At 47.4% G+C, this 25,197-nt stretch carries 20 protein-coding genes and 1 CRISPR repeat array; of the genes, 4 read left to right on the plus strand and 16 right to left on the minus strand.

What is annotated here, in order from left to right:
* Positions 1–13 precede the first annotated feature (13 nt).
* The 10 genes from glyS to Q0101_RS03705 are packed head-to-tail and all read right to left on the minus strand — an operon-like array spanning position 14 to position 9,046.
* Positions 14–2,041 carry a glycine--tRNA ligase subunit beta gene (gene glyS / locus Q0101_RS03660; RefSeq protein WP_297942426.1) on the minus strand — a complete coding sequence of 676 codons (2,028 nt, stop codon included), beginning with the start codon at positions 2,039–2,041 and terminating at the stop codon, positions 14–16.
* Complete coding sequence (locus tag Q0101_RS03665; protein ID WP_297942429.1) at positions 2,025–2,159, minus strand: hypothetical protein; 135 nt, start codon at positions 2,157–2,159, stop codon at positions 2,025–2,027. The genes glyS and Q0101_RS03665 overlap by 17 nt, the downstream gene beginning before the upstream one ends.
* Complete coding sequence (locus Q0101_RS03670; protein ID WP_297942432.1) at positions 2,156–3,517, minus strand: endonuclease/exonuclease/phosphatase family protein; 1,362 nt, start codon at positions 3,515–3,517, stop codon at positions 2,156–2,158. The genes Q0101_RS03665 and Q0101_RS03670 overlap by 4 nt, the downstream gene beginning before the upstream one ends.
* The gene (locus Q0101_RS03675) at positions 3,505–3,993 is read right to left on the minus strand and encodes a tRNA (cytidine(34)-2'-O)-methyltransferase (RefSeq protein WP_297880829.1); all 489 of its coding nucleotides are present in this window, start codon (positions 3,991–3,993) and stop codon (positions 3,505–3,507) included. Before Q0101_RS03675 ends, Q0101_RS03670 begins: the two co-directional genes overlap by 13 nt.
* On the minus strand, positions 3,986–4,744 hold the full coding sequence (locus tag Q0101_RS03680) for a hypothetical protein (protein WP_297942435.1): 759 nt from the start codon (positions 4,742–4,744) through the stop codon (positions 3,986–3,988). The genes Q0101_RS03675 and Q0101_RS03680 overlap by 8 nt, the downstream gene beginning before the upstream one ends.
* A 49-nt stretch (positions 4,745–4,793) precedes the next feature.
* A complete protein-coding gene (locus Q0101_RS03685; RefSeq protein WP_297942438.1) occupies positions 4,794–5,915 on the minus strand; it encodes a CCA tRNA nucleotidyltransferase in 1,122 nt (373 codons plus the stop codon).
* A complete protein-coding gene (locus Q0101_RS03690; RefSeq protein WP_297942441.1) occupies positions 5,875–7,239 on the minus strand; it encodes a hypothetical protein in 1,365 nt (454 codons plus the stop codon). The genes Q0101_RS03685 and Q0101_RS03690 overlap by 41 nt, the downstream gene beginning before the upstream one ends.
* Positions 7,232–7,474, minus strand: a complete 243-nt coding sequence (locus Q0101_RS03695) for a hypothetical protein (RefSeq protein ID WP_297942443.1) — start codon at positions 7,472–7,474, stop codon at positions 7,232–7,234. The genes Q0101_RS03690 and Q0101_RS03695 overlap by 8 nt, the downstream gene beginning before the upstream one ends.
* Positions 7,475–7,483: 9 nt before the next feature.
* Positions 7,484–8,554: a 3-isopropylmalate dehydrogenase gene (leuB, locus tag Q0101_RS03700; RefSeq protein WP_297942445.1), complete on the minus strand. Its 1,071-nt coding sequence runs from the start codon at positions 8,552–8,554 to the stop codon at positions 7,484–7,486.
* Between the two features lie 9 nt (positions 8,555–8,563).
* Complete coding sequence (locus Q0101_RS03705) at positions 8,564–9,046, minus strand: 3-isopropylmalate dehydratase small subunit (protein ID WP_297880232.1); 483 nt, start codon at positions 9,044–9,046, stop codon at positions 8,564–8,566.
* A gap of 408 nt (positions 9,047–9,454) precedes the next feature.
* Between Q0101_RS03705 and rpoD the strand changes: the two genes are divergently transcribed.
* Entirely contained in the window at positions 9,455–11,335 is a 1,881-nt protein-coding gene (gene rpoD / locus Q0101_RS03710) for an RNA polymerase sigma factor RpoD (protein WP_297942447.1), read from the plus strand.
* Positions 11,336–11,589: 254 nt separating this feature from the next.
* A CRISPR array of direct repeats spans positions 11,590–12,604; the repeat unit is 30 nt; unit sequence GTTTCAAACTCCAGCGGAGTAGATTTACAC.
* Positions 12,605–13,115: 511 nt separating this feature from the next.
* Here rpoD and Q0101_RS03715 read toward each other — a convergent pair.
* From Q0101_RS03715 to Q0101_RS03740, 6 genes are all read right to left on the minus strand, one after another.
* The gene (locus Q0101_RS03715) at positions 13,116–14,555 is read right to left on the minus strand and encodes a DKNYY domain-containing protein (protein WP_297942450.1); all 1,440 of its coding nucleotides are present in this window, start codon (positions 14,553–14,555) and stop codon (positions 13,116–13,118) included.
* A gap of 208 nt (positions 14,556–14,763) precedes the next feature.
* Positions 14,764–16,005: a uracil-xanthine permease family protein gene (locus tag Q0101_RS03720; protein WP_297942452.1), complete on the minus strand. Its 1,242-nt coding sequence runs from the start codon at positions 16,003–16,005 to the stop codon at positions 14,764–14,766.
* A gap of 755 nt (positions 16,006–16,760) precedes the next feature.
* Positions 16,761–17,654, minus strand: coding sequence for an NAD(P)H-dependent glycerol-3-phosphate dehydrogenase (locus Q0101_RS03725; RefSeq protein ID WP_297942491.1), 894 nt, complete (start codon positions 17,652–17,654; stop codon positions 16,761–16,763).
* 985 nt (positions 17,655–18,639) lie between these two features.
* Complete coding sequence (gatB, locus tag Q0101_RS03730; RefSeq protein WP_297942454.1) at positions 18,640–20,061, minus strand: Asp-tRNA(Asn)/Glu-tRNA(Gln) amidotransferase subunit GatB; 1,422 nt, start codon at positions 20,059–20,061, stop codon at positions 18,640–18,642.
* A gap of 113 nt (positions 20,062–20,174) precedes the next feature.
* Positions 20,175–20,399: a hypothetical protein gene (locus tag Q0101_RS03735; protein WP_297942457.1), complete on the minus strand. Its 225-nt coding sequence runs from the start codon at positions 20,397–20,399 to the stop codon at positions 20,175–20,177.
* Positions 20,389–21,069 carry a F0F1 ATP synthase subunit A gene (locus tag Q0101_RS03740; RefSeq protein ID WP_297942459.1) on the minus strand — a complete coding sequence of 227 codons (681 nt, stop codon included), beginning with the start codon at positions 21,067–21,069 and terminating at the stop codon, positions 20,389–20,391. Before Q0101_RS03740 ends, Q0101_RS03735 begins: the two co-directional genes overlap by 11 nt.
* A gap of 577 nt (positions 21,070–21,646) precedes the next feature.
* Here Q0101_RS03740 and Q0101_RS03745 point away from each other — a divergent pair.
* Genes Q0101_RS03745 through dnaK form a run of 3 tightly spaced genes read left to right on the plus strand, consistent with a single transcriptional unit; the run spans position 21,647 to position 24,926 of the window.
* Positions 21,647–22,435 carry an HrcA family transcriptional regulator gene (locus tag Q0101_RS03745; protein WP_297942461.1) on the plus strand — a complete coding sequence of 263 codons (789 nt, stop codon included), beginning with the start codon at positions 21,647–21,649 and terminating at the stop codon, positions 22,433–22,435.
* Positions 22,432–23,007 (plus strand): nucleotide exchange factor GrpE, encoded by a 576-nt coding sequence (gene grpE / locus Q0101_RS03750; RefSeq protein WP_297942463.1) that lies wholly within the window; start codon positions 22,432–22,434, stop codon positions 23,005–23,007. The genes Q0101_RS03745 and grpE overlap by 4 nt, the downstream gene beginning before the upstream one ends.
* Positions 23,008–23,051: 44 nt before the next feature.
* Entirely contained in the window at positions 23,052–24,926 is a 1,875-nt protein-coding gene (dnaK, locus tag Q0101_RS03755; protein ID WP_297942464.1) for a molecular chaperone DnaK, read from the plus strand.
* Positions 24,927–25,197 lie beyond the last annotated feature (271 nt).

Consider the following 25,197-nt stretch of genomic DNA (forward strand, 5'->3'; position numbering starts at 1 on the left):
GCTCTAAGCGGAATTAAAATCCTATCTCTTTGATATCGGCAAACTGCAAAAACGCGCGATAAATTTGCCCGATATTTGCGATACGATTTGCGCGTATCGCGGCATCCTGGACGTTTATCATCACATTATCGAAAAAATCATCAATCACGCCTTTAAGCCCAAATAGTGAGCGCAGATACCCACTCACGTCGTTTTCGTTGAGCTTAACCGCCCTGAACGCCGCATTTAGCGCATGCTCAGCGTCGTGTTCGAATAGGCTTTCGTCCACCGCGCCTATTTTTTCGTCCTTGATGATATTGGCTAGGCGCTTAAAAGTCGCGAAATTTTCCCCGAAATCCGCTGCTGCTGCGATCTCGCCCAGCGCCTTTATGGCCTTGCTTAGTCGTAATAGATCGTTTTCGCCGCTTGCGATGCACGCCTTGATCACGGACGGATTTATCTCGTCAAAAATTCCATATAATCTATCTTTCATAAAATCCAGCAGCTTAGAAATGTCAAATTTCTTATAATTTGGCGCCAGCTTTTGCGCCAGCGTATTCGCATCAAAGCTCAATCCTTGATTTAGTAAAATTTTAATTAGCCCCGTAGCTGCGCGGCGAAGTGCATACGGATCTTTATTGCCGCTTGGAACTTTATTGATGCTAAAAAGCCCCAGGAGCGTTTCAAATTTCATCGCCACAGCGATTACGCTACTAAATACACCGCTTGGCAGCTCGCTATCCTCGCCGCTAGGCAGATATTGCTCGCGTATCGCGCGGCATGCATGATCTGCCAGTCCAGCGTGTGCGGCATAGTAGCTGCCCATAATGCCTTGAAGCTCGCTAAATTCGCCCACCATCGTGCTGCTAAGATCTGTTTTACTAAACATTACGGCATTTTCTATATCCTGCGCAAAATCCTTTTTGCCGATCTCCGCCTCAATCTGCGTAGCATAATCCGCGCTCAGTGCCTTTGCTACCGCTAGCTCGCGCACTTGCTTATCATAAACCGAGCCAAGGGCTTGCATATAGGAAATTTGCTTAAGTTTTTCAGGGCTAAATTCCGCTTGCAAATCGCTTTTCCAAAAAAACATAGCATCGCTTAGGCGCGCGCGTAAAACTTTTTCATTGCCGCGTACTACAAGCTCATCATCATCGGTGATCGCATTACTAACAACAACGAAGTGATTGCTTAAGTTTTTACCCTCGAAAACTGGAAAATAGCGCTGATTCTCCTTCATCGAAGTGATAATGACCTCTTTTGGCACGCTTAAAAAATCTCGCTCAAAGCTGCCTAGCAGCGCCGTCGGATACTCGGTGATCGCCGTTACTTCATCTAGCAACGCAGGATCGACCTCAATCTTAAAGCCATGCTTTTTCTCGAGCTTTGCAAACTCGCTTAGAATTTTATCTTTTCTTTTTTGCTCGCTTAAAATTACGCCGTTACGCTCCAGCAGTGCGAAATAATCTGCGGCGTCTTTAAATTTAATCGCTTCATAGCCAAATTTTCTGTGCGGAAAAAATGCAGCCGCGCTTCGCACGCCATAAATTTCAAAATTTACGTTTTGACCGCCCAAAACGCAGGCTATGCTTCTTATCGGACGGATAAACTCAAACTCGCCGCTACCCCAGCGCATAGCGCGTCCAAAATTTAGTGATCGTAAAAACTCCTCTATCATTTCGCCTAGGATTTCACGACTATCACGCCCCTTTTGCACCGCAGCGTGGTAGAGCACCTCTTTGCCGCCTATCTGCCGAAATTCCAGCTCGCTTTCGCTTATGCCACATTTTTTAGCAAAACTTAGCGCCGCAGGGCTCCACGCGCCGTCTTTGAGCGCGACGGATTTTGGTGCGCCCGTGCTTACGATCTGCGCATCATCACCGCGTTGCGGAAAATCCTCGTGAAATAGCACAAATCTACGCGGGCTAAATTCGAAGCGAAAGTCACTATTTATGCGGTTAGCCTCAAGTACCGCGCGCCATTTTGGCGCGATATTCGCACGCTCTTTTAAAAACGGGATCGCAGGCAGCTCCTCGACCCCAATCTCAATGAGTAGTTCCATCTTTATCCTTTTTTCGTTGATTTCGTTTTTCGTTTTTCTCCATCATTTCGCGGTTAAATCCTACGATCATAAATATCATAAAAAGCACGAAAAGTGCGGTTATAACGGTGTGTATCATTCTACTATAAATTCCTTTTGCCCTTTATAAATCGTAAAATAGGCATTTTTAAATTCTAAATTTTTACCGTTTTGCACAGGAGCGCTTTTGCGAAAAATTCTAAACTCTCCCGTGCTTTTTAGATCAATTATGCCGTCTTTAACGTCACCTTTAATCGTACTTATCACATCTCCTGCGCGCAGCTGCCGCACCGATGCGCTAGGCAAAACGTATGGTGCGATAGAGCCTACGTTGCCGCTTCTATATACGATCTCAAAATCGTCGATTTCAAAGCTTTGCTTATAAAATTTCGTCTTTTTTACTAGCAGATCGAGTTTATCGCCTAGCTGCAGCCCGCTGCCGCCATAGACAAAAACTCCGCTTCCATCTTGAGAAATTGCAAAGCCGTGGCGGTTTGTAAAGCTCACGACTGCGCCTTTTATCAGCATAGGCTCACTTACAATGCGCCCGTAAAGCTCCTCTATCGTGACGGTCTTTGCGACACTAGCGGTATTTTTAGCTAAAAATTCTTGCTTTTTCGGCATAGATTTTAAAGCGCCCTCGTCCGTCAGAATGAAGCTAATCGGGAAATGATCGGAAGCGGTAGAGGATTTAGCAACCGCGAAACTGTCCTTTTTATATCCAGGCTCGCTACTAAAAAAATCGTCGCTAAGCAAGATATGATCGAGCACCGCGCCTCTTTCGTGAGATTCACAAGAGCCAAAATGCTTTAACTGCGAGCAGGGATGTAGTGCCCATAAATCACTAAATCCGTCGCGCTCGATAAGCTCGTTTAGCAAAGAATTTCGCCCGAAATTCGTATTAAAATCTCCTGCTACGATAGCGCGTTGATGCCCTTGCAAAACCTCGCGTAAAAAGGCGAAATTTCGCCTGCGCTCGCTAAGCGGATTGCGTGCAGAGAGCATATGTACGACATAAAAGCTAAAATCAGCGCCGTTAAGCGCAAAATCAGCGCGCAAAATATCTCTAGTTTTAAGCTCTATCGGGCGGTAGGTTTTTTGAAATTTTATCGGTATGCGCGACATCACCGCCACGCCCGCAGGTGCAGTCTGTGCGCGCGAAAAAGCGTAGAATTTATAGCCCGCTTTCTGCGCAAGCGCTTTTAGCACGGCTTCGTTTTCGATCTCTTGCAGCCCCAAAATATCGGCATTAAGCGCGCTTATCTCGTCCGCTACCGCTTGCAGCTTGCGCTCGTATTTTTGCTCGCTCCAACCACCGCGCCCGATCTCAAAGTCCGCATACTCCGTGCCGTCGTTTACGCCGTCGAATAAATTTTGCACGTTAAACGATGCGATTTTCAGCTCCGCCGCACCCGCACCGCAGAAAAACATCGCAAAAAGTAGCGCTAAAACTCGCAAACCGCGCTCCTAAAGTCGAATTTATCGATATTTTGGCGGATCGCTTCGTAGGTTACGATGCCCACGCTGGTAGCTAAATTTAAACTGCGCCCCGCCCCGCTCATCGGGATCGTGATGCAGTTTTCGCGCTTTGTGCGCATGATCTCAAGCGGCAGTCCGTGCCCCTCCGAGCCGAAAATCAAAAAATCGCCCGGCTGAAATTTTGCCTCATAATAGAGCTTGTTCGTCTTCGTCGTCGCAAAAAAAAAGCGTTGCTTAAATTTATCGTTCGCCGCCATAAACTCGTCCCAATTTTCCCAAATTTTAAGATTCAAGTTCGCCCAATAATCGAGCCCCGCACGGCGCAGATGCTTATCGTCGATTAGGAATCCCAGCGGCTTGATCAGATGCAAGCGGCAGCTCGCATTGACGCACATACGCCCGATGGAGCCCGTGTTTGTGTGGATCTGCGGATAGACTAGTACAATATTAAACATCAAAAATCACCGATTTTGCACGAGCACAATTTTGCGATTTAAAATTCCACGAGGCAAAGTTTTGAGATTTAGAATTTCGAAAAGCTAAATTACGCGGCTTGGGATTTCGCGCAGTAAAGCCTTGCAAATTTGAATGGGCAAAATTCTGTAATTTGAAATTCTGTGAAATAAAATTTAGGTTCATGATTTTGCGACGCTGCAGGACGTCAGATATCTCTTTGCAGCGATATGGCTCTTGCATTTTTTTGTGGTGCGGCGCGACAGCTACTCCCATAGCACAGGACGCGCAATACGGCTCGCTAAATTTTGCTTTAATGCGTTTAATATGACGCAGGCTGTGAGATTTTGTGCCAAGATGCCCTAATCTGCAAAATTTCATCTCGCTGTAATGAGAGCCGTGAAATTCCGTCTCGCTGCTACACGGCTCGTATAATTTCTCGCCGCAGCGATGTGATCTGCGAAATTCTCTCGATCCATAAAACTTCGCCTCGTGGGCTTTTTCGGTATGGCGGCACGACGGATGAAATTTTAATAGGTAAAATTCTGTGTCATAAAATTCTACCGAGCTAAGCTTTGCACTATGAAATCTTACGCCGCAAAAATTTAAATTTCGCTCGCCATAAAAGATAAAATTTCGCGCAGCAAAAATCACGGGATTTTGCCTACGATCAAAGCAAAAAGCGCACTTTTGCAAAGACGCAGCATTCTTGCAAAACGCGTAAATTTCGTCGCGACGATAGAATTTTTTCATAAAACTAGCTCCTAAATAAAACGGCGATTTTACAGAAATCTCTCTAAATTTACGCTTTTAAAGCCGCTACGAACGCCCTAATCTCCGCTTCTTGCAGCCTCTCAATCTCCTTGCCGATCGCCGCACCGCGCAGATTGCGAGCGACATCCGCGGCGCAAACCAAGCTTTTAAATTTCTTATCCCAAATCCCAAGCCGCTTCGCTGCTTGCACCCTACCTTTACAATACAGCCCGAGCCACTGCTTAAGCGGCATTTTTAGAGCGATTTTGCATAGCTGCTCGTCGCTTACCCGCTTAAAAAACGGCTCGCTAAGTAGCCTTTTATAAAGAGAATTTAGCCCTAAATTCTTTAAAATCTTATTTTTATCTAATCCTAAAAAATTCAAAAACGCATATAAAAAAAACATTTCATTTCTCACGAAAGATTCGCCGCGCTCTATGAATTTTATCAGTCGCTCGTGCGTGCGCGGATCAATCCGCAATCCAAAAACCCGCTCATAAAGCCCCAGCTCTTGCATTAGCATCATCCCATATCGGTGCATGGGTGCACGGAAAAATTTAATCAGCTCTGCTTTAATGCGCTCGCAACTAAGATCGCTAGCGTCGATACTACGCATGAGCTCTAAGGTGAGAGGCTCGGCGCGAAGCTCAAATCTTGCGGCAAACTGCACCGCGCGATACACGCGCAAGCTATCCTCCACGAAAGTGCGTGGATCAACCACTCGCAAAATACGCGCGCGCAAATCCGCAAGCCCGCCGTAAAAATCGAGCACTTTGCCGCTTATAACATCTATCATCATCGCATTGATCGTAAAATCGCGTCGCCTGCTAGCCTCATGTTCGTCCATAGCCAAAGCGACACTAAAGCCCTTGTGCCCTATGCCCGTCTTACTCTCGGTGCGCGGAAGCGAGATATCGAAGTTTTTGTATTTATAGACGAAGTAGCTTTTGCCGACGCCCTGTGCGCCGAAGTCCTGCATAATTTGCTCGAAACGGCGCGGTCCCACATCGTAAAGCTCCACATCCACATCAGCGCTCGCCCGCCCCAAAAAATGATCGCGCACGCAGCCGCCTACTAGATATATGCGTGAGCTAAATTTTTTAAGATAATCTAAAAGCGCGATGAAATCGTCATTTTGATAGATTTTCAAGTCGGTTTTCGATACTTGCAAGCAAAAATTCCATAAATTTTAAATTTAGCTCCACACGCGCGTTCAAATCACCCTTCTCAAAAGCGTTTAGCCCCTCAAAAAGCACTAAAATTCGCTCTTTTATCGCGCTCAAAAACTCCGCCTCGCTTGAAATTTTAAAATCTGCATTTGCGAGATATTTTGATTTGTAGCCCGCTTGAGGTTGTCTCGCAGCCCCGAGATGTCGCACTGCTTCAGGATGGCACGTGGCGGAATTTTTAGCACCAGAAGAAGCAAGACTTCCCGCTTGCATATCCTGCTTGGCGGAATTACGAAGCTGCGGCGTGGCGAGCTCATCGTCTCGCGCCTCAGGGATCGTAAAATTCTGCGGCTGTGAAACGAAATTTTGCTGGCGCGCGGCAGCATTGCGGATATTTAGCGCGGCGGAATTTTGAGCTTGAAGTGACGCTAAATCCTGCTTTTTAGAATGCGCTGTGCTGAAATAATCGTCAACTTCGTTTTCTTTGAAATCAGAGCCAGGCCCAAAATCGTCATTGCTTAGCTCCTTAAAATGCGCGCCTAAAATACGAGGCGTCAAATCTTGCTCACTTTGGGAGTCGTCATCCGTAGAATTTAGCGCTAATTCAAAATCTTTACTTTTGGCAGAGCTTTGCGCCATGTTTGCGTCCCTGCTTTGCGGAGAAACAAACCCATTCATATCGCTGCCTAGACTATCGTAAATTTCACCTGCGATGCCCGATAAATCACGAAAGCTTTCGTCAAATTTCGCGGCGGAGCTTTTTAAAATTTCTTCGCTTGCAAAGGCGGTATTTACGGAATCTTTGCCGCTTGCAGAAGCAGAATTTTTAAAATTCTCTCCGTTTAGAGAGGCGGAAGCCGCAGAATTTTGACCGCCTGTAAGATCAGAGTTTTTAAAATTCTCCTCGCTGGAAAAAGTAAAATTTTCATCTTTTACGGCAGATTTTTTTAAAGTAGCGTCCGCTGCAAATTCCGTGCTGCTATACGTAGAGCTCTTACTCGCCATGGAATTTGAATGATCGAAGGCGGAATTTAAAGCGTCCGATGAAACAAAGCGCGAAGTGAAATTTTTGGTATCCAAGGAAGTAAAATTTTGCGCGTTTGATGAAGCGATATTCGGTGCAGATGTAGAATTTAAGGCATCAGGTGCAATGGGATCTGGCGCAAAAGAAGTGGGGCTTAAAGCATACTGCGAAGTCTGTGCTTCTGCTTCAGCGCCGTTTGCATTCACAGCCCCCTCTTGCTGCACCGCCAAATCTTGCACGCGCTTTTGTGCTTTCATCTCGTTTACTGCTTCGATGATATCTTCCAGTTCATTTTCATACATCAATTAGCCACCTCTTAAATTCCGCTTGTTTGCTCGCATCGACGCTTAAAAAGCGCTCCAGCATCGCCATATTGACGCCCAAGCTTACTCGATGATTTAAATTTAGCCGCGCAAAAAGCACAGCCGCATCGCCATCTTGCGGATTATCACGTAAAATACCGCGACAAATCCGCATTGCGCCGTAGATATCGCCTTTTTTCTCAAGCTCCATAGCGTATGCTAGCGCGCCATTCAAAGCTAGCTCCTAAGCCTTACTTGCGTAATCTGCGATGATCGAGCCAATCTCTGCGGTCGAGCAAATTTCTTTGGCGTCGTACTGCGCAATGTCCTTGGTGCGGTATCCGTCGCGAAGCACGGCGCGCACGGCAAGCTCGATCGCGGCTGCGGCCTCATTTTCGCCAAATGCGTATTTTAGCATCATCGCAGCGCTTAAAATCGTAGCGATCGGGTTTGCGATGCCCTGTCCCGCGATATCGGGCGCGCTGCCGTGAATCGGCTCATAGATGCCCACCTTGCCGCCGATACTCGCACTCGGAAGCAACCCGATCGAGCCGCAGATCATACTCGCTTCGTCGCTTAAAATATCGCCGAATAAATTCTCAGTCAAAATCACGTCAAACTGCGCTGGCGCACGCACGAGCTGCATCGCGGCGTTATCGACGTACATAAACTCCAAATTTATCCCAGCATAGTTTTTCGCTAGCTCGCTTACGACTTCGCGCCACAGCTGGCTTGTTTCAAGCACGTTGGCCTTATCTACGAGCGTTATCTTTTTGTTTCGCAAAAGCGCTGCCTCAAACGCGACCTTAGCCACGCGCTCAATCTCAGAGACGTTGTAGCACATCGTATTTAGCGCGTCCTTTTCGTTTTTAACGCGCGGCTGTCCGAAATAAATTCCGCCCGTAAGCTCGCGCACCACCATTATATCGACGCCCTTGATGATCTCCGGCTTTAGCGTCGAAGCGTTTATCAACTCATCAAAAATCATCGCAGGACGCAAATTTGCAAACGCTCCGAGCTCCTTGCGAATTTTAAGCAGCCCGCTTTCGGGGCGCAGTTCGCGCGGCAACCCGTCCCATTTAGCGCCACCGATCGCGCCGAAAAGCACCGCATCGCTTGATTTAGCGGCATTTAGCGTTTCATCAGGAAGCGGAACGCCCATAATGTCGATCGCCGCGCCGCCCATCAAGCGGTAGTCAAAATTTAACTCGAAATTAAATTTATGGCTTACGGCATCGAGCACCTTGATCGCTTCTTCGATGATCTCAGGGCCGATTCCGTCGCCTTTTATCACGCATACGTCATATTTTTTCATCCAAATTCCTTACAAGTTTATCTTTGTTTTTGCGTAATTTATCGCTCCGCCCGCATCGAGAAGCTTTTGCATAAACTCGGGGATCGCGCCGAATTTATACTGAGTTTTTTGAGTTAAATTTTTAATTACGCCGCCCTTCAGATCGATGCTAAGCTCGTCGCCCTGCGCGATCTTGTCCGTCTCGTCGCATTCGAGGATCAAAAAGCCCGTATTGAAGCTGTTTCGATAAAAAATCCTAGCGAAGTTTTTTGCGATCACGCATGAAATTCCGGCGGCCTTAAGCGCCATCGGAGCGTGCTCGCGCGAGCTGCCGCAGCCAAAATTTTTCCCCGCTACGATGATGTCGCCGCGAGCGATTTTGGACGAAAAATCCTTGTCCGCATCCTCCATGATGTGCGTCGCAAGCACCGCCGCATCGGAGGTATTTAGGTAGCGCGCCGCAATAATGATGTCGGTGTCGATATCATCTCCGAATTTCCATACTTTTGCCATATTTCCGCCTTAAATTTCAAAATAGATGCGCGATTTTACCGACAAATTTATTAAAATCCGCTCAATCGCTCCAATATGAGGGCGAAATTCCTCGCTTAAAATTTAGGGCTAAATTTAAACGCCAAAGCCGCAGAAATAGAAAGTGCGGAAGCGTTAAATTTTAAAGCGGCAACGTGAAGGAAGCGGAATTTTGGCGCATCGGTTTTACATCCTGCGAACGCGGAATTTTAGCGAGCAATCTTAAATTTAGCTAAAAATATAACCTAAATTTTAAAATTTAGCCTAATTTCTAGAATTTGAAAAATCATTAAATTTAGATAGTTCGCGCCGTATATAAGCAAAAATAAAGAGCGTTTCGGTATAATCCGACTTTCCAAAACCAAATACACAACGACACAAGGAGATTTTATGGCGAGCCCAAAAGACGCCTTAAGCCCCATCGAGCAGTTCTTCGACGACAATCAAAAAAGCTACATCACCTACGAAAGACTGATAAAATTTTTTGACAAAGCCCCCACCGCAACGGCCGTTAAGAAGGTCGAAGCGCTTACGAAAAAATTTGACGTCGAACTGATCTCCGCCGCAGAAATCTCTAAAATCAAAAATTTAGAGGACGCAAAACTCAAAGAAGCGACGCAAAAAAAGCTGCTGGACGAGGGCTGGGACGAGGAATTTGACCTATCCAGCGACGTCGAGCTTTTGGAGTGGAGCCGTTCGGACAGCCCGGTGCGGATGTATCTGCGCGAAATGGGACAGATCCCGCTGTTAACGAAAGAAGAAGAGATCGAGATCAGCAAAAAAATCGAGCTCGGCGAGGACATCATCATCGACGCGTTTTGCTCGGTGCCGTACTTAATAGACTTCATTTTAGACTATAAAGAGCCGCTTATCAACCGCGAGCGCCGCGTAAAGGAGCTTTTCAAAAGCTTTGACGACAGCGACGAAGAGGGTGAAGAGGAGGACGAAGAGGAACTATCGGAGGAGGATTACGACGACGAGGAGGATGAGGAGAGCGCGGACGAGGCGAAGCAAAAGCGCTCTAAAAAGAACGATAAGCGCGCTCTAAAGGTCATCGAAAGCTTCAAGGCTCTTGAAAAAGCCAAAAAGGACTGGATGAAATTTGCCGAGAAAAATGCCGAGGCGATTAAGCAGAGCAAGGGAATTTTATCGAAGCTAAACTTGGCGTTTAAAAAGAAAATTTTAAAAGAAAAGCTCATGGATCTGGGTCCAACCAGCAAGCTCATCACTGAGATCGTAAAATCAATGGAGACCGCGCTAAAAAGCGACGAGGGCTTTGAAAAAGAGCTCAAGCGCCTGGAATACAAGTTGCCGATGTTTAGCGCCGAACTGCGCGAAAATCACAAAAAAATCCTAAAAGAGATCACGAGGCTTAGCAAAGACGACATCATCGCGCGCGTGCCGGAAGCTACGATGGTCTCGACCTACGTCGATATAAAAAAGCTCTTTTTAACCAAAGAGGCGAGCAAAAAAAGCTTTAATCTCGAGCCCGAGCGGCTGAAAGAAATTTTAGAGCAGATCAAGCGCGGCAAGCGCATCAGCGATAACGCAAAGGCGCGCATGGCGAAGTCCAACCTGCGCCTGGTCGTCTCCATCGCCAAGCGCTACACGAACCGCGGGCTGCCGTTTTTAGACCTCATCCAGGAGGGTAATATCGGGCTTATGAAGGCTGTGGATAAATTTGAATACAAGCGCGGTTATAAATTTTCGACATACGCGACGTGGTGGATCCGCCAGGCGATCTCGCGCGCCATCGCCGATCAGGCCCGCACGATCCGCATCCCGATCCATATGATCGAGACGATAAATCGAATTAATAAAATCACGCGCAAATATATGCAAGAGGGCGGCAAGGAGCCCGATATCAACGTCATCGCGCAAGAGGTAGGCCTTAGCGTCGATAAAGTAAAGCAGGTCATCAAAATCACAAAGGAGCCGATCAGCCTGGAAGCGCCGATCGGAAACGAGGACGACGGCAAATTCGGCGATTTCGTCGAGGACAAAAGCTCGGTTTCGCCGATTGAGCAAATTTTAAAATCTGACCTAAAAGAGCAGATAGACGACATCCTAGAACAACTTAATGACCGCGAGCGCACGGTAATCCGCATGCGATTCGGACTGCTTGACGACGAGAGCGACCGCACGCTCGAAGAGATCGGCAAGGAGCTCAATATCACTCGCGAGCGCGTCCGCCAGATCGAAAGCTCGGCGATCAAAAAGCTAAAACACCCAAAGATCGGCCGCAAACTAAAAACCTATATCGAGAGCTAGAACAAAACGCAGATATAATTTACTCTTTGAACGCCCGACAAATTTAAAATTCATTAGACAGCCAGGCTTTGGCGTCGGTATGATTGATCCTGATGTACGACAAAATTTAAATCCGCTAAGATCCGAGCCGAGACCGTCAATAATGTATTTTTAGTCTAAATTTATCAAATAGGACGTAAATCAGGGCACAGTAAAATGTAGTAGCACTCACTTGAAACGCCGATTTTGAGATGCTTAAGGTTTGAAGTTCGTAGGTTTCAAACTCTAGCAGAGGAAATTTACATTAAACAGATTGAATGGATTTAAGTTCGTGAGATTGGGCTTCCAACTCCAGTGGAGTAAATTTACACGCCGAGCCTATGAGCCGCGAAGTAGCGGAAAAATCCGTTTCAAACTCCAGCGGAGAAAATTTACACGCAAAAGCCTCACGGACGGGCTCGTCAAACCTCGCACGTTTCAAACTCCATCGGAGTAAATTTACACTTGACCTCCTAAACAAGGAAGCTACGCTTTGGGAGTTTCAAACTCCAGTGGAGAAAATTTACACAGAATAAAGCCGCTAAGAATATACCACCCACTACCGTTTCAAACTCCAGTGGAGGGAATTTACACGCCAAATATGGGCTAAGCTATAACGGCACAAGCCTGAGTTTCAAACTCCAGCGGAGTAGATTTACACATAATGCAACAGTAGAGGATTTGAAACATCAACTAAGTTTCAAGCTCCAGCGGAGTAGATTTACACACTCATCTTTTAAACTTTCGTGTGTAGATATACACATGTTTCAAACTCGAGCGGAGTAGATTTACACTAAAGATGAGTTCGAAAAGGCTGACAGCAAGGCTCGTTTCAAACTCCAGCGGAGTAGATTTACACCTAGCGCTTAGCTCGCCTTTTGCTCTCTGATTTTTATTGTTTCAAACTCCAGCGGAGTAGATTTACACCCATTTATTAGATTTCCAATCATCAAGATTATATGGTTTCAAACTCCAGCGGAGTAGATTTACACCCAGACTTCATAACCCAAGAATAAGTTTCGTATTTGTTTCAAACTCCAGCGGAGTAGATTTATACCTTAAAAAATCCCGGGTATTGCTTATTCCATGACCGTTGCAAACTCCAGCGGAGTAGATTTATACATAGTAGGGATCAAAAGTCCGTTTTTCATAAAGCGTTGCAAACTCCAGCGGAGGAAATTTACACACAATAGCGAGCTATTCGAGCTCAAAGAGCAACTTTTCTCAAACTCCAGTGGAGCAAATTTACACAGCATCAAATTATATTTTTCTAGGCTATGAATATTGAAGTTTATATTTTTACCTCTTAAATTTAGATAAGCGACAAAGGCGGCTTAGAATAAAACGCCGCATTTGCAGTATTTTGCAAATCTTAGCCAAAGCTTTATCCGCATAATTTTCAAAATTCCGACTAAAATAGGTAGCACGATAACGGCGCAAAAGCGTCGTCGTTTCGCTGAGCTGTCATTTTGTCTCGCACTATCCAGCTAGCTTGCTACGCTCCGATAAACCGACAACTCGGTATCGGCAAGCTTTGGCACACGCTCAATCGCATCCCGCCGCCATACTGCCGTACTCACAATCGCAGCACCAATAAATTTGCCGCATTGCTGCGCCGACAACCGCAACACTATCTAAATTTACTGCTCCGCCGTGCCGTCTCTCTCTTAAAATTTACTTTCTGTAGCCAAGGGTGTGCTAGATAACACGACGTCGGTATTTTTGTCTCACTCTAAATTTACCTTCCGTCGCGCCGCTAAATTTAACCGCGTCGCAAGCTGCGCTTTCTAAGGTAGCTATAAATCCAAGCTCCGAGTAACAAAACCGCCGCGAGGCAATACATATAAAAAGCCGCGCCGTTTTCATACTCCACGTCCTGCGCGCTAAAGACCGGCTGCGACATTTCGGGGTTTCGCGCCGCCTCGTCCGCGATCTGCGCCATCACCTCATCATCATGCACGTCTAGCGTGATCTTTCGCAGATCGATGAAATTCGTCCGCTTATCCAGATGCCTGCCGCTGCGACCCGTGACGTAAACGCTATGCGAGTAAAAATTTAGATAATAAAATCCCGCGTCGTCCTTAAAAAGCTTTTCCGAGATCTGCCGCACGGTGCCTTTAAACGGATTATCGCCCGCCCTTTTTAGCGCGCTTAGCTTACCGCCCTCCCCGCCAAATTTATAATAAACGTACCAAAGCGCGTCCTTTAGCCGTCCCTCGGTGCCACTGCCGCGCGGTCGATTTAAAATTTTATCCTTGCTTAGATAAAATATGCCGTTTTTACTCGCAAATAGCATGTATTCTTGGTGGCCGGAGCGAAAATTTAACGGCGTATAGGGCTCGTTTGCAGCCTCAAATCTCTCGCCGTCCATAAACACCGCGCCCGCAGCGGGATCGTAGAGAAACTCTATTCCCGAGTTTGGCTCCATCAGATACATCTGCTCGCTAGGCGTGAAATTTAGCCTCTCGCCGCCCTTATAAACGCTGCGTCCGTCACTCAGCCAATTATCGACCGGGCGAAAGTGCGCGGGCAGCTCGGGGCCGTCTTCGTATATGATTTTTCGCCTTATCTGTTTTAGATTTTTTGCGTCCGCGCCCTCTAAAATTTTACCCTCGTAAAATACCCGCTCGCCGTCCGTGGCGACGTATGGGCTCTCGGTCAGTGGCGAGATGGGCGCGCTAGTATCAAGTCTGGCGTAGGGATAGTTGTACTCCTGCGGCCACTTTGAGAGCCCGAACGCATGGAAAAATACCTTGTAAATGTAGCTTATCGCGCCGCCCGTGCGCTGCGTGACGTCCGAGCAGAAATAGCTCACGCGCCCGTCGCTGTAGTATCGCGCGCCGATCTTTTGCGTGCGTGCGGGATCCAGCCCCGTCATCTTTCGAGCGCCGCAAAATACGCGGTTAGCGTCCATGCCGACGTTTGTGTAGGAGTATCTGCCGGTATCAAGCGCGCGAAAGCTAGCTGCATCTGCGCCGCCTTCTAGCTCGTAAGGAGCGAGATTCCAAGAGCGTAGGTAAATTTTGCCGCCGATGTTGTAATAATCGCTGCGGCCGATCTTTTGCGCGTCTGCGGGCAACTCGCGCGAGCGGTCATACACCGATAGCTCATAGATGAAAACGAGCGAGACGAAGAGCGGCACGAAAAGTACCGCAAAGAGGAGCTTTAGCGCCTTTTTATCAAATTTGCTTAAATTATTCACCTTTTTCATAAGGCAATTATATATCTTGCCAGTTTAAAACGTTAGAAATTTAAAAGCGTTTGCAGGGAAATTTTAAAATTTAGGTGCAGTAAATTTGGCGGCGAAAAGCCGCAGGTAAATTTACAAAGCCCCATCAAATTTGACGCCAAAACCTCAGCTCAAATTTACCCGCACCCGCGGAACTACGCAAGCTCCGCGCAAATTTAAATTAGTACCCGTCAAAATGTTTGGTCTTTGGCAGCACCAAATTTAGCGTGATACCGATGAGCGCGCCAAGTCCCACGCCGCTAAAGCTCATAGCGCCAAAGTCCAGCACCATGCCGCCTATCGCGCAGACGAAGATGAGCGCGACGATGATCATATTGCGCGGCTCGGCTAGATCCACGCCGTTTTTGATAAGCGTCTCCATGCCTACGCTAGCGATGATACCGAAAAGTAGCAGCATAATGCCGCCGATGACGGGAGCGGGGATCGTGGAGAGCGCGGCGCCGAGCTTGCCCACGAAGGCTAGCAAGATCGCCGCAAGCGCGGCAAAGGTCATGATGGCGGGATTGTAGGCCTTGGTGATACTGACCGCGCCCGTGACCTCCGAGTAAGTGGTGTTCGGCGGTCCGCCAAAGCAGCCAGCTAGCGACGTCGCGAGTCCGTCGCCAAGTAGCGTGCTTTTAAGTCCGGGGTTTTTGAGAAAATTCTCCTTCGTGACGTTGCTGATAGCAAGCATATCTCCGATGTGCTCGATCGCAGGGGCGATCGCGATAGGCACCATGTAGATCACGGCTTCGAGCTTAAAAACCGGCGCGGTGAAATGCGGCAGCGCAAACCACGGCGCGCTTAAAATCGGCGTAAAATCCACGATGCCGACAAACAGCGACGCGCAGTATCCCACCGCGATGCCGCAAAGTATCGGCACGAGGCGCAGCATGCCGCGGCCAAACATCATAACGACGATAACCGCCGAGAGCGAGATGAGCGCGATAGTAAGCGACTGTCCCTGCGTATAAAGCGCCTCTTTGCCCTTGCCCATGACCATATTTACGGCCGCTGGCGAGAGGATGAGGCCGATCGTCATGATGACGGGGCCCACGACCACGGGCGGTAAAATTTTATGCAAAAACCCCTCGCCTTTGAGCCTAATAAGCAGGCTCAGAACCACGTAAAAAAGTCCCGCCGCGATCACTCCGCTCATAGTCGCGGCGATACCCCACTCCTTCACGCCAAAGCTAAGCGGCGCGATGAACGCAAAGCTAGACGCGAGAAAGATCGGCGGGACGTTTTTGCGCGTGATGAGCTGAAACAGCAGCGTGCCGATACCCGCCGTAAACAGCGCCACGGACGTATCAAGCCCCGTTAATATCGGCACCAGCACGAGCGCGCCGAACGCGACGAATAGAAACTGCACGCCGACGAGAGCGTCGCGTAGCCTGAGATTGTAGCCTTCGTATTTTTCCATCTTCTCCTCTTTTATCTTTGCGGCTTGCCTCGCGAGCGTCTTTAACGGAGCTAGCAAAAATTTAGCTTGATAGGCTATATGCCTTATCTTCGCTAAATTTTTACGTCGCAACCCTTAAATCCATCTCGCGATCCTTCGCCTTGGCTCCTGTATTAAAATTTATAATACACCGACATTCTGTAAAATTTAACTTGCTGCAGTCGCGGACGAATAACCCGCTCCTTTGCAAGCACTAAAAATTTATCGAAACTACACATCATCTGTATTGAATATTTTCAAAATTTATGCCTTTCCGCCTCGTCTAAAGAAAAAATACTACGCCTTAAATTTTTAAATCTGACACATCAAAAATTTTAACCTACCCAGTCGCAGACAAGCAATATGCTCCACTCTCAGCCGTTAACTACCTGCAATCCATCTTAAATGTTTTAAAATTTTAGCCTCTTTTTAAAATTTTACGACCTCGCTTTGAAATTTCGCACTCAAGCTTAAAACGAAATTTTAAATCAGAGCCGCTACGCCACATCATATACAAGCGCCCTTTTGCTGCGATTTTGCGTCGCATCAGACGCGCGAAGCCGCAAGGCGAAAATCGAGCCCATAAAATATCAGGCAAAGCCGCGTAAACAGATCCAAACAAACAATGACCAAAATCCGCAAACCAGCAACTAAATTTCACAAACATAGCGGATAAATCAAAACCTATGCAAGCCGAATTTACCGCTAAAATTTAGCGAGAGAATTCCATCGTACGGCTATTTTTTGCGCAGCAGATCCTTTAGGCTTGCCCTTACATCCTTGCCACGCAGAATTTGCGCGACCTCGGTAGCGATCGGAGCGTAGATTTTGTGCTTTGTCGCGATATTTACGACCGCTTCGGTCGTAGCTACACCCTCGGCGACCTCGCCCAACTCGCGCAGAATTTCCTCGAGCCTCTTACCGCGCGCAAGCCCTAGTCCCACGCGGTAGTTTCGCGATAGCGCACTCGAGGCGGTCAAAAACAGATCACCCACGCCACTTAAGCCCAAAAAGGTCTCGTCTCGCGCGCCGAAAAACTTGCCAAAGCGCGCGATCTCTACGATGCCGCGTGCGATCAAGCTCGCTCTAGCGTTATTGCCGAGCCCCAGCCCATCGCAAACGCCGCTAGCGATGGCAATGACATTTTTATAAGCGCCACACACCTCTGCGCCGATGATATCGCCACTCGTGTAGGTCTTGATGTAGACAGGGAAGGCGCTTGCGAAAAGTTCGGCTAGATTTTCGTTACACGAGCTTACGACGAGCGCGCAAGGCAGCTTCTGCATGACTTCGGTGGCAAACGACGGACCTGATAGATAAGCAAGATTGCCGCGTGCAACGTACGCTTCAAAAATTTCGTTTAAAAACCTACCGCTAGCCACGTCAATGCCCTTGGAAGCGACTAGAATTTTTTGATTTTTGTAAGTGAAATTTTGATCCAGCCACTGCGCGGTTTGCTGCGCTGCGAGCGCGAAAACGAGCGCTTCGCACTCCAATGCCTCGCTCACGCTTACAAAATGCGGAATTTGCCTTGGCGTGCGCGAAGTGATGACGCATTCGTTTTTCGCGCTAAGCGCGTCAAAAAGCGCGCTACCCCATTTGCCCGCGCCGATAACCGCGATTTTCATTATGTTCCTTTTTAAAAATTTATTCGCAAATTTGCGGTTTTTCAAATTTCATTTTATTGAAATTCCCGCTCTTTGAAAATTTAGCCCAAAAGCGCCGACATGAGCCTATGCAAACGCTAGCCGAAGCCACGCTTTAAAATTCACTTTTTGAAATTTCATCTCGTTAAAATTTCGCTTCGTTAAAATTTTGCGCTTTTGAAATTTACTCAGTCAAAACTTCGCTTTTTTAAAATTTACCTCGCTAAAATTTCATACTTTTAAGGTTTTGCTCTTCCGCCAAAAAACACTTTCACAAAAGGCGCGGCAGTGAACGAATGAGGATTTTGAAACTCCATTATACGTTTTAAATTTCACTCGTGCATCGCCAAGGCAAATCAAATTTTTAAAAATTTTACTCAGACGCTTAAGTGCAAATCGCGCTTTTAAATCCGCTTAAATCTATCAAGGCGTGCTTTGGGCCTAGATGATCTGCGGTCGCTCGCCATGTTATCGTTTGGCGCAAGGTTTGGGGCACGCGCATCCGACGCAGCGATTGATTAAATTTAGCCTGCACATGGACTCGCCGCTCAAATTCGACCCTGCGTATTCGACCCTACCCGCCGCACCCCGAGCTTCCGTTCTCGCTCTCGCAAGCAGAGCAATTTTACGCATTCCCTACAAGCTTTGCCACGCTTTGACGGTAGCCGTGAGTAAAATTCCTAAAGGACGAGTTTCTTAAACCCTTCCGTCGCAGACCGACACTTGATACAAACGGCCCGCACGAGAAAAAACGAACTCAAAAGAACAAAACGTGCGCGAGGCAGGGCAGGTAGCCACCAAGATCGCGCCGAATGATATAACACGCAAAAAGTATTCGCCATTAGCGCGTGAAAACTTTAGTTCGAAGCAAAACGTTGCGAGCAGATTTAAAATTTTACCCCAGAGGTTTTATCTATCGCACTCGCGCCGCCGCCTTTAATTCGCCGTTTGCGCCGCGCAAGCTGCGAAATCAGCCCAGCTTCTGTTTCAGAAGCTCGTTCACCTTCGCGGGGTTAAACGCGCCCTTGCCCTCTTTCATCACTTGACCTACAAAGAAGCCAAATAGCTTGTCCTTGCCGCCGCGGTAGTCCGCGACCTTCTCCTCGTTCGCGCCCATCACACGCGCTATGATCTCCAAAATCGCGCCGTCGTCGCTTACCTGCCTCAAGCCTAGCTTGTCGATGACTGAGCTTACGGCCTCGTCGTGCTCCATTAGATAATCAAGCACCTCTTTGGCGGCCTTTTGCGACACTGCGCCGCCTTCGATCGCGCTTAAAAGCTCGCTCATCTTCGCGCTACCTACGGGCGAATCCTCGATCGTAACGCCATTTTTGAGCCTGCCCGCAAGCTCGACGGTAAGCCAGCTGACGCAGAGTTTGGGCTCATGCCCCGCCGCGATCAGATCCTCAAAAAATCGTGCGTTTTCGTAGGTCGAGATTATAATCTCAGCGTCCTTCTCTTTAACGCCCAGCTCGCGGACGTAGCGTGCCTTTTTCTGATCGGGTAGCTCGGGGATCTGCTGCGCAGCAGCCAGCATCTCGTCATCCACGATCACGGTTAGCAGGTCGGGGTCTGGGAAGTAGCGATACTCGGCGCTGTCTTCTTTGCTGCGCATCGGCTTAGTGATGAGCTTAGCGGTGTCAAAAAGGCGGGTTTCTTGCACGACCTCTTGCTCATATTTGCCGTCCTGCCACGCTTCGATCTGACGCTCGATCTCGAACTCGATCGCCTTTTGGATAAATTTAAAGGAGTTCAAATTTTTAATCTCCACGCGCGTATAGAGCTTTTGCTCGCCTTGTGGACGGATGCTGACGTTTACGTCACAGCGAAACGAGCCCTCCTGCATATTCGCGTCGCTGATATTTAAAAAGCGCAAAATGCTGTGGAGTTTTTTTAGATACGCGACCGCCTCGTCCGCAGAGCGCATATCGGGCTCGCTTACGATCTCCAAAAGCGGCGTACCGGCGCGATTTAGATCAACTAGGCTGCGCGAGCTTTCGTGATTATTTTTGCCCGCGTCCTCCTCCAGGTGCGCGCGCGTGATGCCGATGCGCTTGCTCTGTCCCTCCGCAGCTATAAAAAGCTCGCCGTGCTCGACGATCGGGATCGTCCACTGCGAAATTTGATATGCCTTGGGAAGGTCGGGGTAGAAGTAGTTTTTGCGGTCGAATACCGACTTGCGATTGATCGTCGCATTGACGGCGGTGCCGAAGCTGATGGCTTTTTTAACCGCCTCCTCGTTTAGCACGGGAAGAGCGCCCGGAAGCGCCAAGCAGGTCGGGCAGACATGCGAATTCGCCTCGTCGCCGAAGCTCGTGGGGCAGGAGCAGAAAATTTTTGTTTTGGTATTTAGCTGGCAGTGTACCTCCAGGCCGATCACGGTTTCAAACATAAACTTAACCTTTTAGAATAAAAATTTCGCGCAATTTTACAATTTTTTGCTTTAATACTCGCTTGCGGCGGCGCACGGCGCGGCTAAATTTTAAAATTTAATCGGATAGATTTCTATTCGCCGCCATGAAGGAGCTTTTCTTTCAGATCGAAAACATCAACCATCAAGCAGGTGATGATGACGCAAATCACGCCAGGAGCGGTGCAGATGAAGAGGAATTTTAACCCCAAAAAATAAAATGACGGATAGGCAAAAAAGACGAATGCGCCGACGAAGATCAATCCGAACGACGCACCCACGAGGAAGTATAATAAATTTCGCTTAAAATTAATGCTCATTGACGATCACGGCGCCCGCTAGATAAACGTAGCTTAAAACCATGAAAATAAAAGTCTGTAAAATCGCCATAAAAGTAAGCAGCGCAAACGGTACCATCGGTATTAGCGCAGGAGCGAGAGTAAGCATAACGAGTAGGAAGGTATCGTCGCCTTTGATGTTTCCAAAAAGTCGGAAAGAAAGCGATACGACGCGCGAAAAATGCGAGACGATCTCTATGACGAACATAAACGGAGCTAGAAGTGCTACCGGCCCCATAAAGTGCTTTAGGTAGTTGATCACGCCATGCTCGCGAACACCCTCGAAATGGTAATACAACCAAACGCAAAGGGTAAGTGAAAGGGTTAAATTTAGACTTGCGCTCGGCGACTCAAAGCCTGGCACCAAGCCGATAACGTTACTAAAAAATATCACAAATCCCAATGTTGCGATTAGCGGAAGATATTTTTTGGCTTGTTCCTCACTACCCATCGCGTCCTTACCGATCGTTAGTACGCCGCTTAAGTAGGCTTCGGCGATGTTTTGCATACCGTGGGGCACAAGCTGAAGCGAGCGAGTGGAGCAAAGCGCGACGGCTACGATGATAGCGACGACCAAAAAGAGGTAAAAAAGGTAGATAAAAGTGTGGTCGTAAGAAATTAAACCGCCGAAAAGAAAGATGTCTTTTAGCATAAAAACCCTTGATCGTTGAAATTTGAGGCGTATTTTACACTTCTATTCGTTAAAGTATATTTAAATTTACGCTAGCAAGTAAAATTTTGAGCTTTGCGAGTTCTTGCATCGCTTTGCTTGCCTAGCACTTTCGTCTAGCTTGCGCGCCATTTCTGCGGAAATTTTGCGTTTTTTTGGCATTTAGCTCCATATTTACAGCAAATGACAAAATTTTTGCTAGTAAGCACGAAATTTGCAGCTACACTGCCAATTCGCTATTTTTGCAAAATAGAATTTAATCTAGCGCATACAGCGAAGCCCTAAGCCGGCTGGCGGTAAAATTTGTATTTACAAATGCAAAAAATACGATAAAATTTACCGCGACGGCGCCGTGGCGAATTCCAAGAATTCCAAGAATTCCAAGAATTCCAAGAATTCCAAGAATTCCAAGAATTCCACTCAGCTCAAAAAATCATAGTTAAAATTTAGCAAACTCAGGACCCGATTGCTAAAATTTTATAAAATTTATATAAAAACCTTGACATCCTACCACTCAATGTTGTATAATACTGGCAATCTTACCGAAAGAGTGCTAAAAGTGAAAACGAATAAACGTGATATGATCCTGGAATCCATCATTTCCGCCTATCTCGATAGCAATACCCCGATCGGATCTTCAGAGCTGGGTGAGCGTATGGGCGTAGCGATGTCAGCGTCTAGCATCCGAATTTATTTTAAGCGCTTAAGCGATGAGGGGGCTTTGACGCAGCTTCATGTAAGCGGTGGTAGAATTCCAACGGTTGCGACGATGCAGGATTACTGGCGCGCTAGGCTTAGCTTCGACGATGAGTTAAAAATAGACGATGCTCGCGAGCTAGAAGCGGTGCTTGAGGATTTTGAAATTTACTGTATGATTTTCAACGCCGAAAACGAAGCCCTAAGCGAAGTCATCAATCACGATGATCGTTTCATAATCCTTGCATTTAGAACGGACGAGATTATCTTAAAATACGATTTTAGAGTTTTTAAATTCCTATCAAATTTAATAGGAATTTCACTCGGAGATTTGGAGCTAGCTTCGATACAGATCGGACTGCGCGAGCTTAGCACCAAGATCAGGGAGCTAAAAAATTCTAAAATCGAATTTCTTTGTAACGAGGTCGTGGCGTATAAAATTTTCAAAGACGAGCGGTTTAAAATTTTACTCAACCCCTCGATCGCCGTAAATTTTACGAAAAATTTGATCTTCGCGCCCTACTTCGAGCACGGATTTATGGGGATCAAACGCCCCGTAAAATTCGAAGGCGAGGACGCTACGATGATCTGCGCAGGCAGCGTTTACGAGAATTACGAGAAATTTTTTAACTACGCTAAAGGAGTAGCATGAGCCATAAATTTAAAGAGCACGGCGATAAAAATGCAGCGTGCGATAGTGAAGAAAAAGAGGTTTGCGAGCAGTGCGCGTCAGAGGCGAGCGAGCCACAAGAGGCGCAGACATGCGACGATACCGATGCGCAGATACAAAAGCTTCAAAACGAGCTAAGTGAGATTACTGATAAATTTTACCGCGCCAATGCGGATTTTGAAAATCTCAAAAAACGTTTGGAAAAAGAAAAAGATAGCGCTGTTGCTTACGCTAGCGAGAGCTTTGCGAAGGATCTGCTGCCGATAATCGACGCGCTTGAGGAAGCCGCCAAAATTGATGTGGAAGGTAATGAGCTTGCAGATAAAATTGAAGTCGGCGTAAAACAATGTCTAAGCCTTTTTACAAAGACTTTTGAAAAATACGGTATCATTCCGATAGCGACGGATGCGGGATTTGATCCTAGCGTGCATAACGCCATCTCGATGATTGAAGCCGAAGGCGCTAAAAAAGGCGATATAGTTCAGGTCTATCAAAAAGGCTATATGTATAAGCAGCGCGTTTTGCGCGCCGCTATGGTAGTAGTGGCGAAATAATCGTCCAAATTTTAAAATTTTAAATTCAATACAAAGGATAAAAAATGGCAAAAGTCATAGGCATCGACCTAGGAACAACAAACTCGTGCGTAAGCATATTCGAGCGTGGCGAGAGCAAGATCATACCGAACAAAGAGGGTAAAAATACCACTCCGTCGGTAGTCGCTTTCACCGACAAAGGCGAGGTTTTAGTAGGCGACAGCGCTAAACGCCAAGCAGTCACTAACCCGGAAAAGACGATCTACTCAATCAAGCGCATCATGGGTCTTATGATGAACGAGAAAAACGCGCAGGAAGCCAAAAAGCGCCTGCCGTATAAAATCATCGACCGAAACGGCGCCTGCGCGGTAGAGATCGCGGGCAAGGTTTATACGCCGCAAGAAATTTCAGCCAAGGTGCTAATTAAGCTAAAAGAGGATGCCGAGGCGTTTTTGGGCGAGCCCGTCGTCGATGCGGTCATCACCGTGCCTGCGTATTTTAACGACAGTCAAAGAAAGGCTACAAAAGAAGCAGGAACAATCGCGGGTCTAAACGTGCTTCGTATCATCAACGAGCCGACCGCAGCGGCGCTTGCGTATGGACTGGATAAAAAAGAATCCGAAAAGATCGTCGTTTACGATCTAGGCGGTGGTACATTCGACGTAACCGTGCTAGAAACCGGCGATAGCGTCGTAGAAGTTTTAGCTACCGGCGGTAATGCATTTTTGGGCGGTGATGATTTCGATAACAAACTGATCGACTTTTTAACATCGGAATTTCAATCTGAAACAGGCATCGACTTGCGTGGCGATGTCATGGCTATGCAACGCCTAAAAGAGGCTGCGGAAAACGCCAAAAAAGAGCTAAGCAGCGCGATGGAAACGACGGTAAATTTACCTTTCATCACCGCTGATGCCACAGGTCCAAAGCACCTGATGAAAACTATCACTAGAGCTAAATTTGAAAGTATGATAGATTCTTTGGTAGATGAGACCATAAGCACTCTCAAAAAGGTCGTAAGCGATGCGGGGCTAAGTATGAACGACATCAAAGAAGTCGTCATGGTGGGCGGCTCGACGCGTGTGCCTTTGGTGCAAGAGGAGGTCAAAAAGGCTTTCGGCAAGGAGTTAAATAAGAGCGTAAACCCTGACGAAGTCGTAGCAATCGGCGCAGCGATCCAAGGCGCGGTTATCAAAGGCGACGTAAAAGACGTGCTACTGCTCGACGTCACTCCGCTAAGCCTCGGCATTGAAACCCTAGGTGGCGTGATGACCAAGATCATCGAGAAGGGAACTACAATACCTACGAAAAAGTCTCAAACCTTCTCGACAGCAGAGGATAATCAAAGCGCCGTTACGATCAACGTCTTGCAGGGCGAGCGCGAGTTTGCGAAAGACAACAAATCGCTAGGAAATTTCAATTTAGAGGGCATCATGCCCGCTCCTCGCGGCGTACCGCAGATCGAGGTGGAATTTAACATCGATGCGAACGGAATTTTAACCGTTTCGGCAAAAGACAAGGCTACCGGCAAGGCAACCGACATCCGCATCACCGGCTCAAGCGGCTTAAGCGACGCCGAGATCGATAAAATGGTAAAGGATGCCGAGCTTCACAAAGAGGAAGACAACAAGCGCAAAGAAACCGTCGAGGCGCGCAACCAAGCCGATAGCATCGCACATCAAACCGAAAAGAGCCTAAGCGAGATGGGCGAGAAGGTACCGGGCGATCTACGCGCTAAGATCGAGAGCGCGCTAAACGATCTAAAAGCCGTGCTAAAGGATGAAAACGCGAGCAAAGAAGCGATAAACTCTAAAGTAGAAGCCCTAAGCAAGGTCGCCGAGGATCTATACAAGGCTGCCAGCGCAAATCAGGGCGCACAAGGCGGATCGCAAAGCAGCGGTAAAAAAGACGACGACGTCATCGACGCCGAAGTCGAGTAACCCCCCGCCGCAAAGTGAAATTTTATAGCCACGCGCTCGGTAGTTTTGCCTGCGCTTGAAAGGCAATTTTACCGGCACGCGGCAGAAGCAGTTCCACAAACCGCGCATAAAATTTCATAGCTTTACAAGCTTGGGCGCTTTTCATACGCCCAAGCTTAACCGCAACTTCAAATTAAATTCATAACAAACTAAAATTTTTGAGTCACACATAAATACTACTAAATTTTGCGCTGTATAAATATCGCTAGACATTAGAGTATATCCAAACGCG

This window comes from uncultured Campylobacter sp. (genome assembly GCF_937921625.1).
Taxonomy (GTDB): Bacteria; Campylobacterota; Campylobacteria; order Campylobacterales; family Campylobacteraceae; genus Campylobacter_B.

Excerpts from the sequence above, each read along its gene's own strand:
- Q0101_RS03665 (WP_297942429.1), bottom strand. The coding sequence starts at position 2,159 with ATGATACACACCGTTATAACCGCACTTTTCGTGCTTTTTATGATATTT.
- Q0101_RS03740 (WP_297942459.1), bottom strand. The coding sequence starts at position 21,069 with ATGCTAAAAGACATCTTTCTTTTCGGCGGTTTAATTTCTTACGACCAC.
- leuB (WP_297942445.1), bottom strand. The coding sequence starts at position 8,554 with ATGAAAAAATATGACGTATGCGTGATAAAAGGCGACGGAATCGGCCCT.
- gatB (WP_297942454.1), bottom strand. The coding sequence starts at position 20,061 with ATGTTTGAAACCGTGATCGGCCTGGAGGTACACTGCCAGCTAAATACC.
- Q0101_RS03680 (WP_297942435.1), bottom strand. The coding sequence starts at position 4,744 with ATGAAAAAATTCTATCGTCGCGACGAAATTTACGCGTTTTGCAAGAAT.
- dnaK (WP_297942464.1), top strand. The coding sequence starts at position 23,052 with ATGGCAAAAGTCATAGGCATCGACCTAGGAACAACAAACTCGTGCGTA.
- rpoD (WP_297942447.1), top strand. The coding sequence starts at position 9,455 with ATGGCGAGCCCAAAAGACGCCTTAAGCCCCATCGAGCAGTTCTTCGAC.
- Q0101_RS03705 (WP_297880232.1), bottom strand. The coding sequence starts at position 9,046 with ATGGCAAAAGTATGGAAATTCGGAGATGATATCGACACCGACATCATT.
- Q0101_RS03720 (WP_297942452.1), bottom strand. The coding sequence starts at position 16,005 with ATGGAAAAATACGAAGGCTACAATCTCAGGCTACGCGACGCTCTCGTC.
- grpE (WP_297942463.1), top strand. The coding sequence starts at position 22,432 with ATGAGCCATAAATTTAAAGAGCACGGCGATAAAAATGCAGCGTGCGAT.
- glyS (WP_297942426.1), bottom strand. The coding sequence starts at position 2,041 with ATGGAACTACTCATTGAGATTGGGGTCGAGGAGCTGCCTGCGATCCCG.
- Q0101_RS03735 (WP_297942457.1), bottom strand. The coding sequence starts at position 20,399 with ATGAGCATTAATTTTAAGCGAAATTTATTATACTTCCTCGTGGGTGCG.
- Q0101_RS03690 (WP_297942441.1), bottom strand. The coding sequence starts at position 7,239 with ATGTATGAAAATGAACTGGAAGATATCATCGAAGCAGTAAACGAGATG.
- Q0101_RS03675 (WP_297880829.1), bottom strand. The coding sequence starts at position 3,993 with ATGTTTAATATTGTACTAGTCTATCCGCAGATCCACACAAACACGGGC.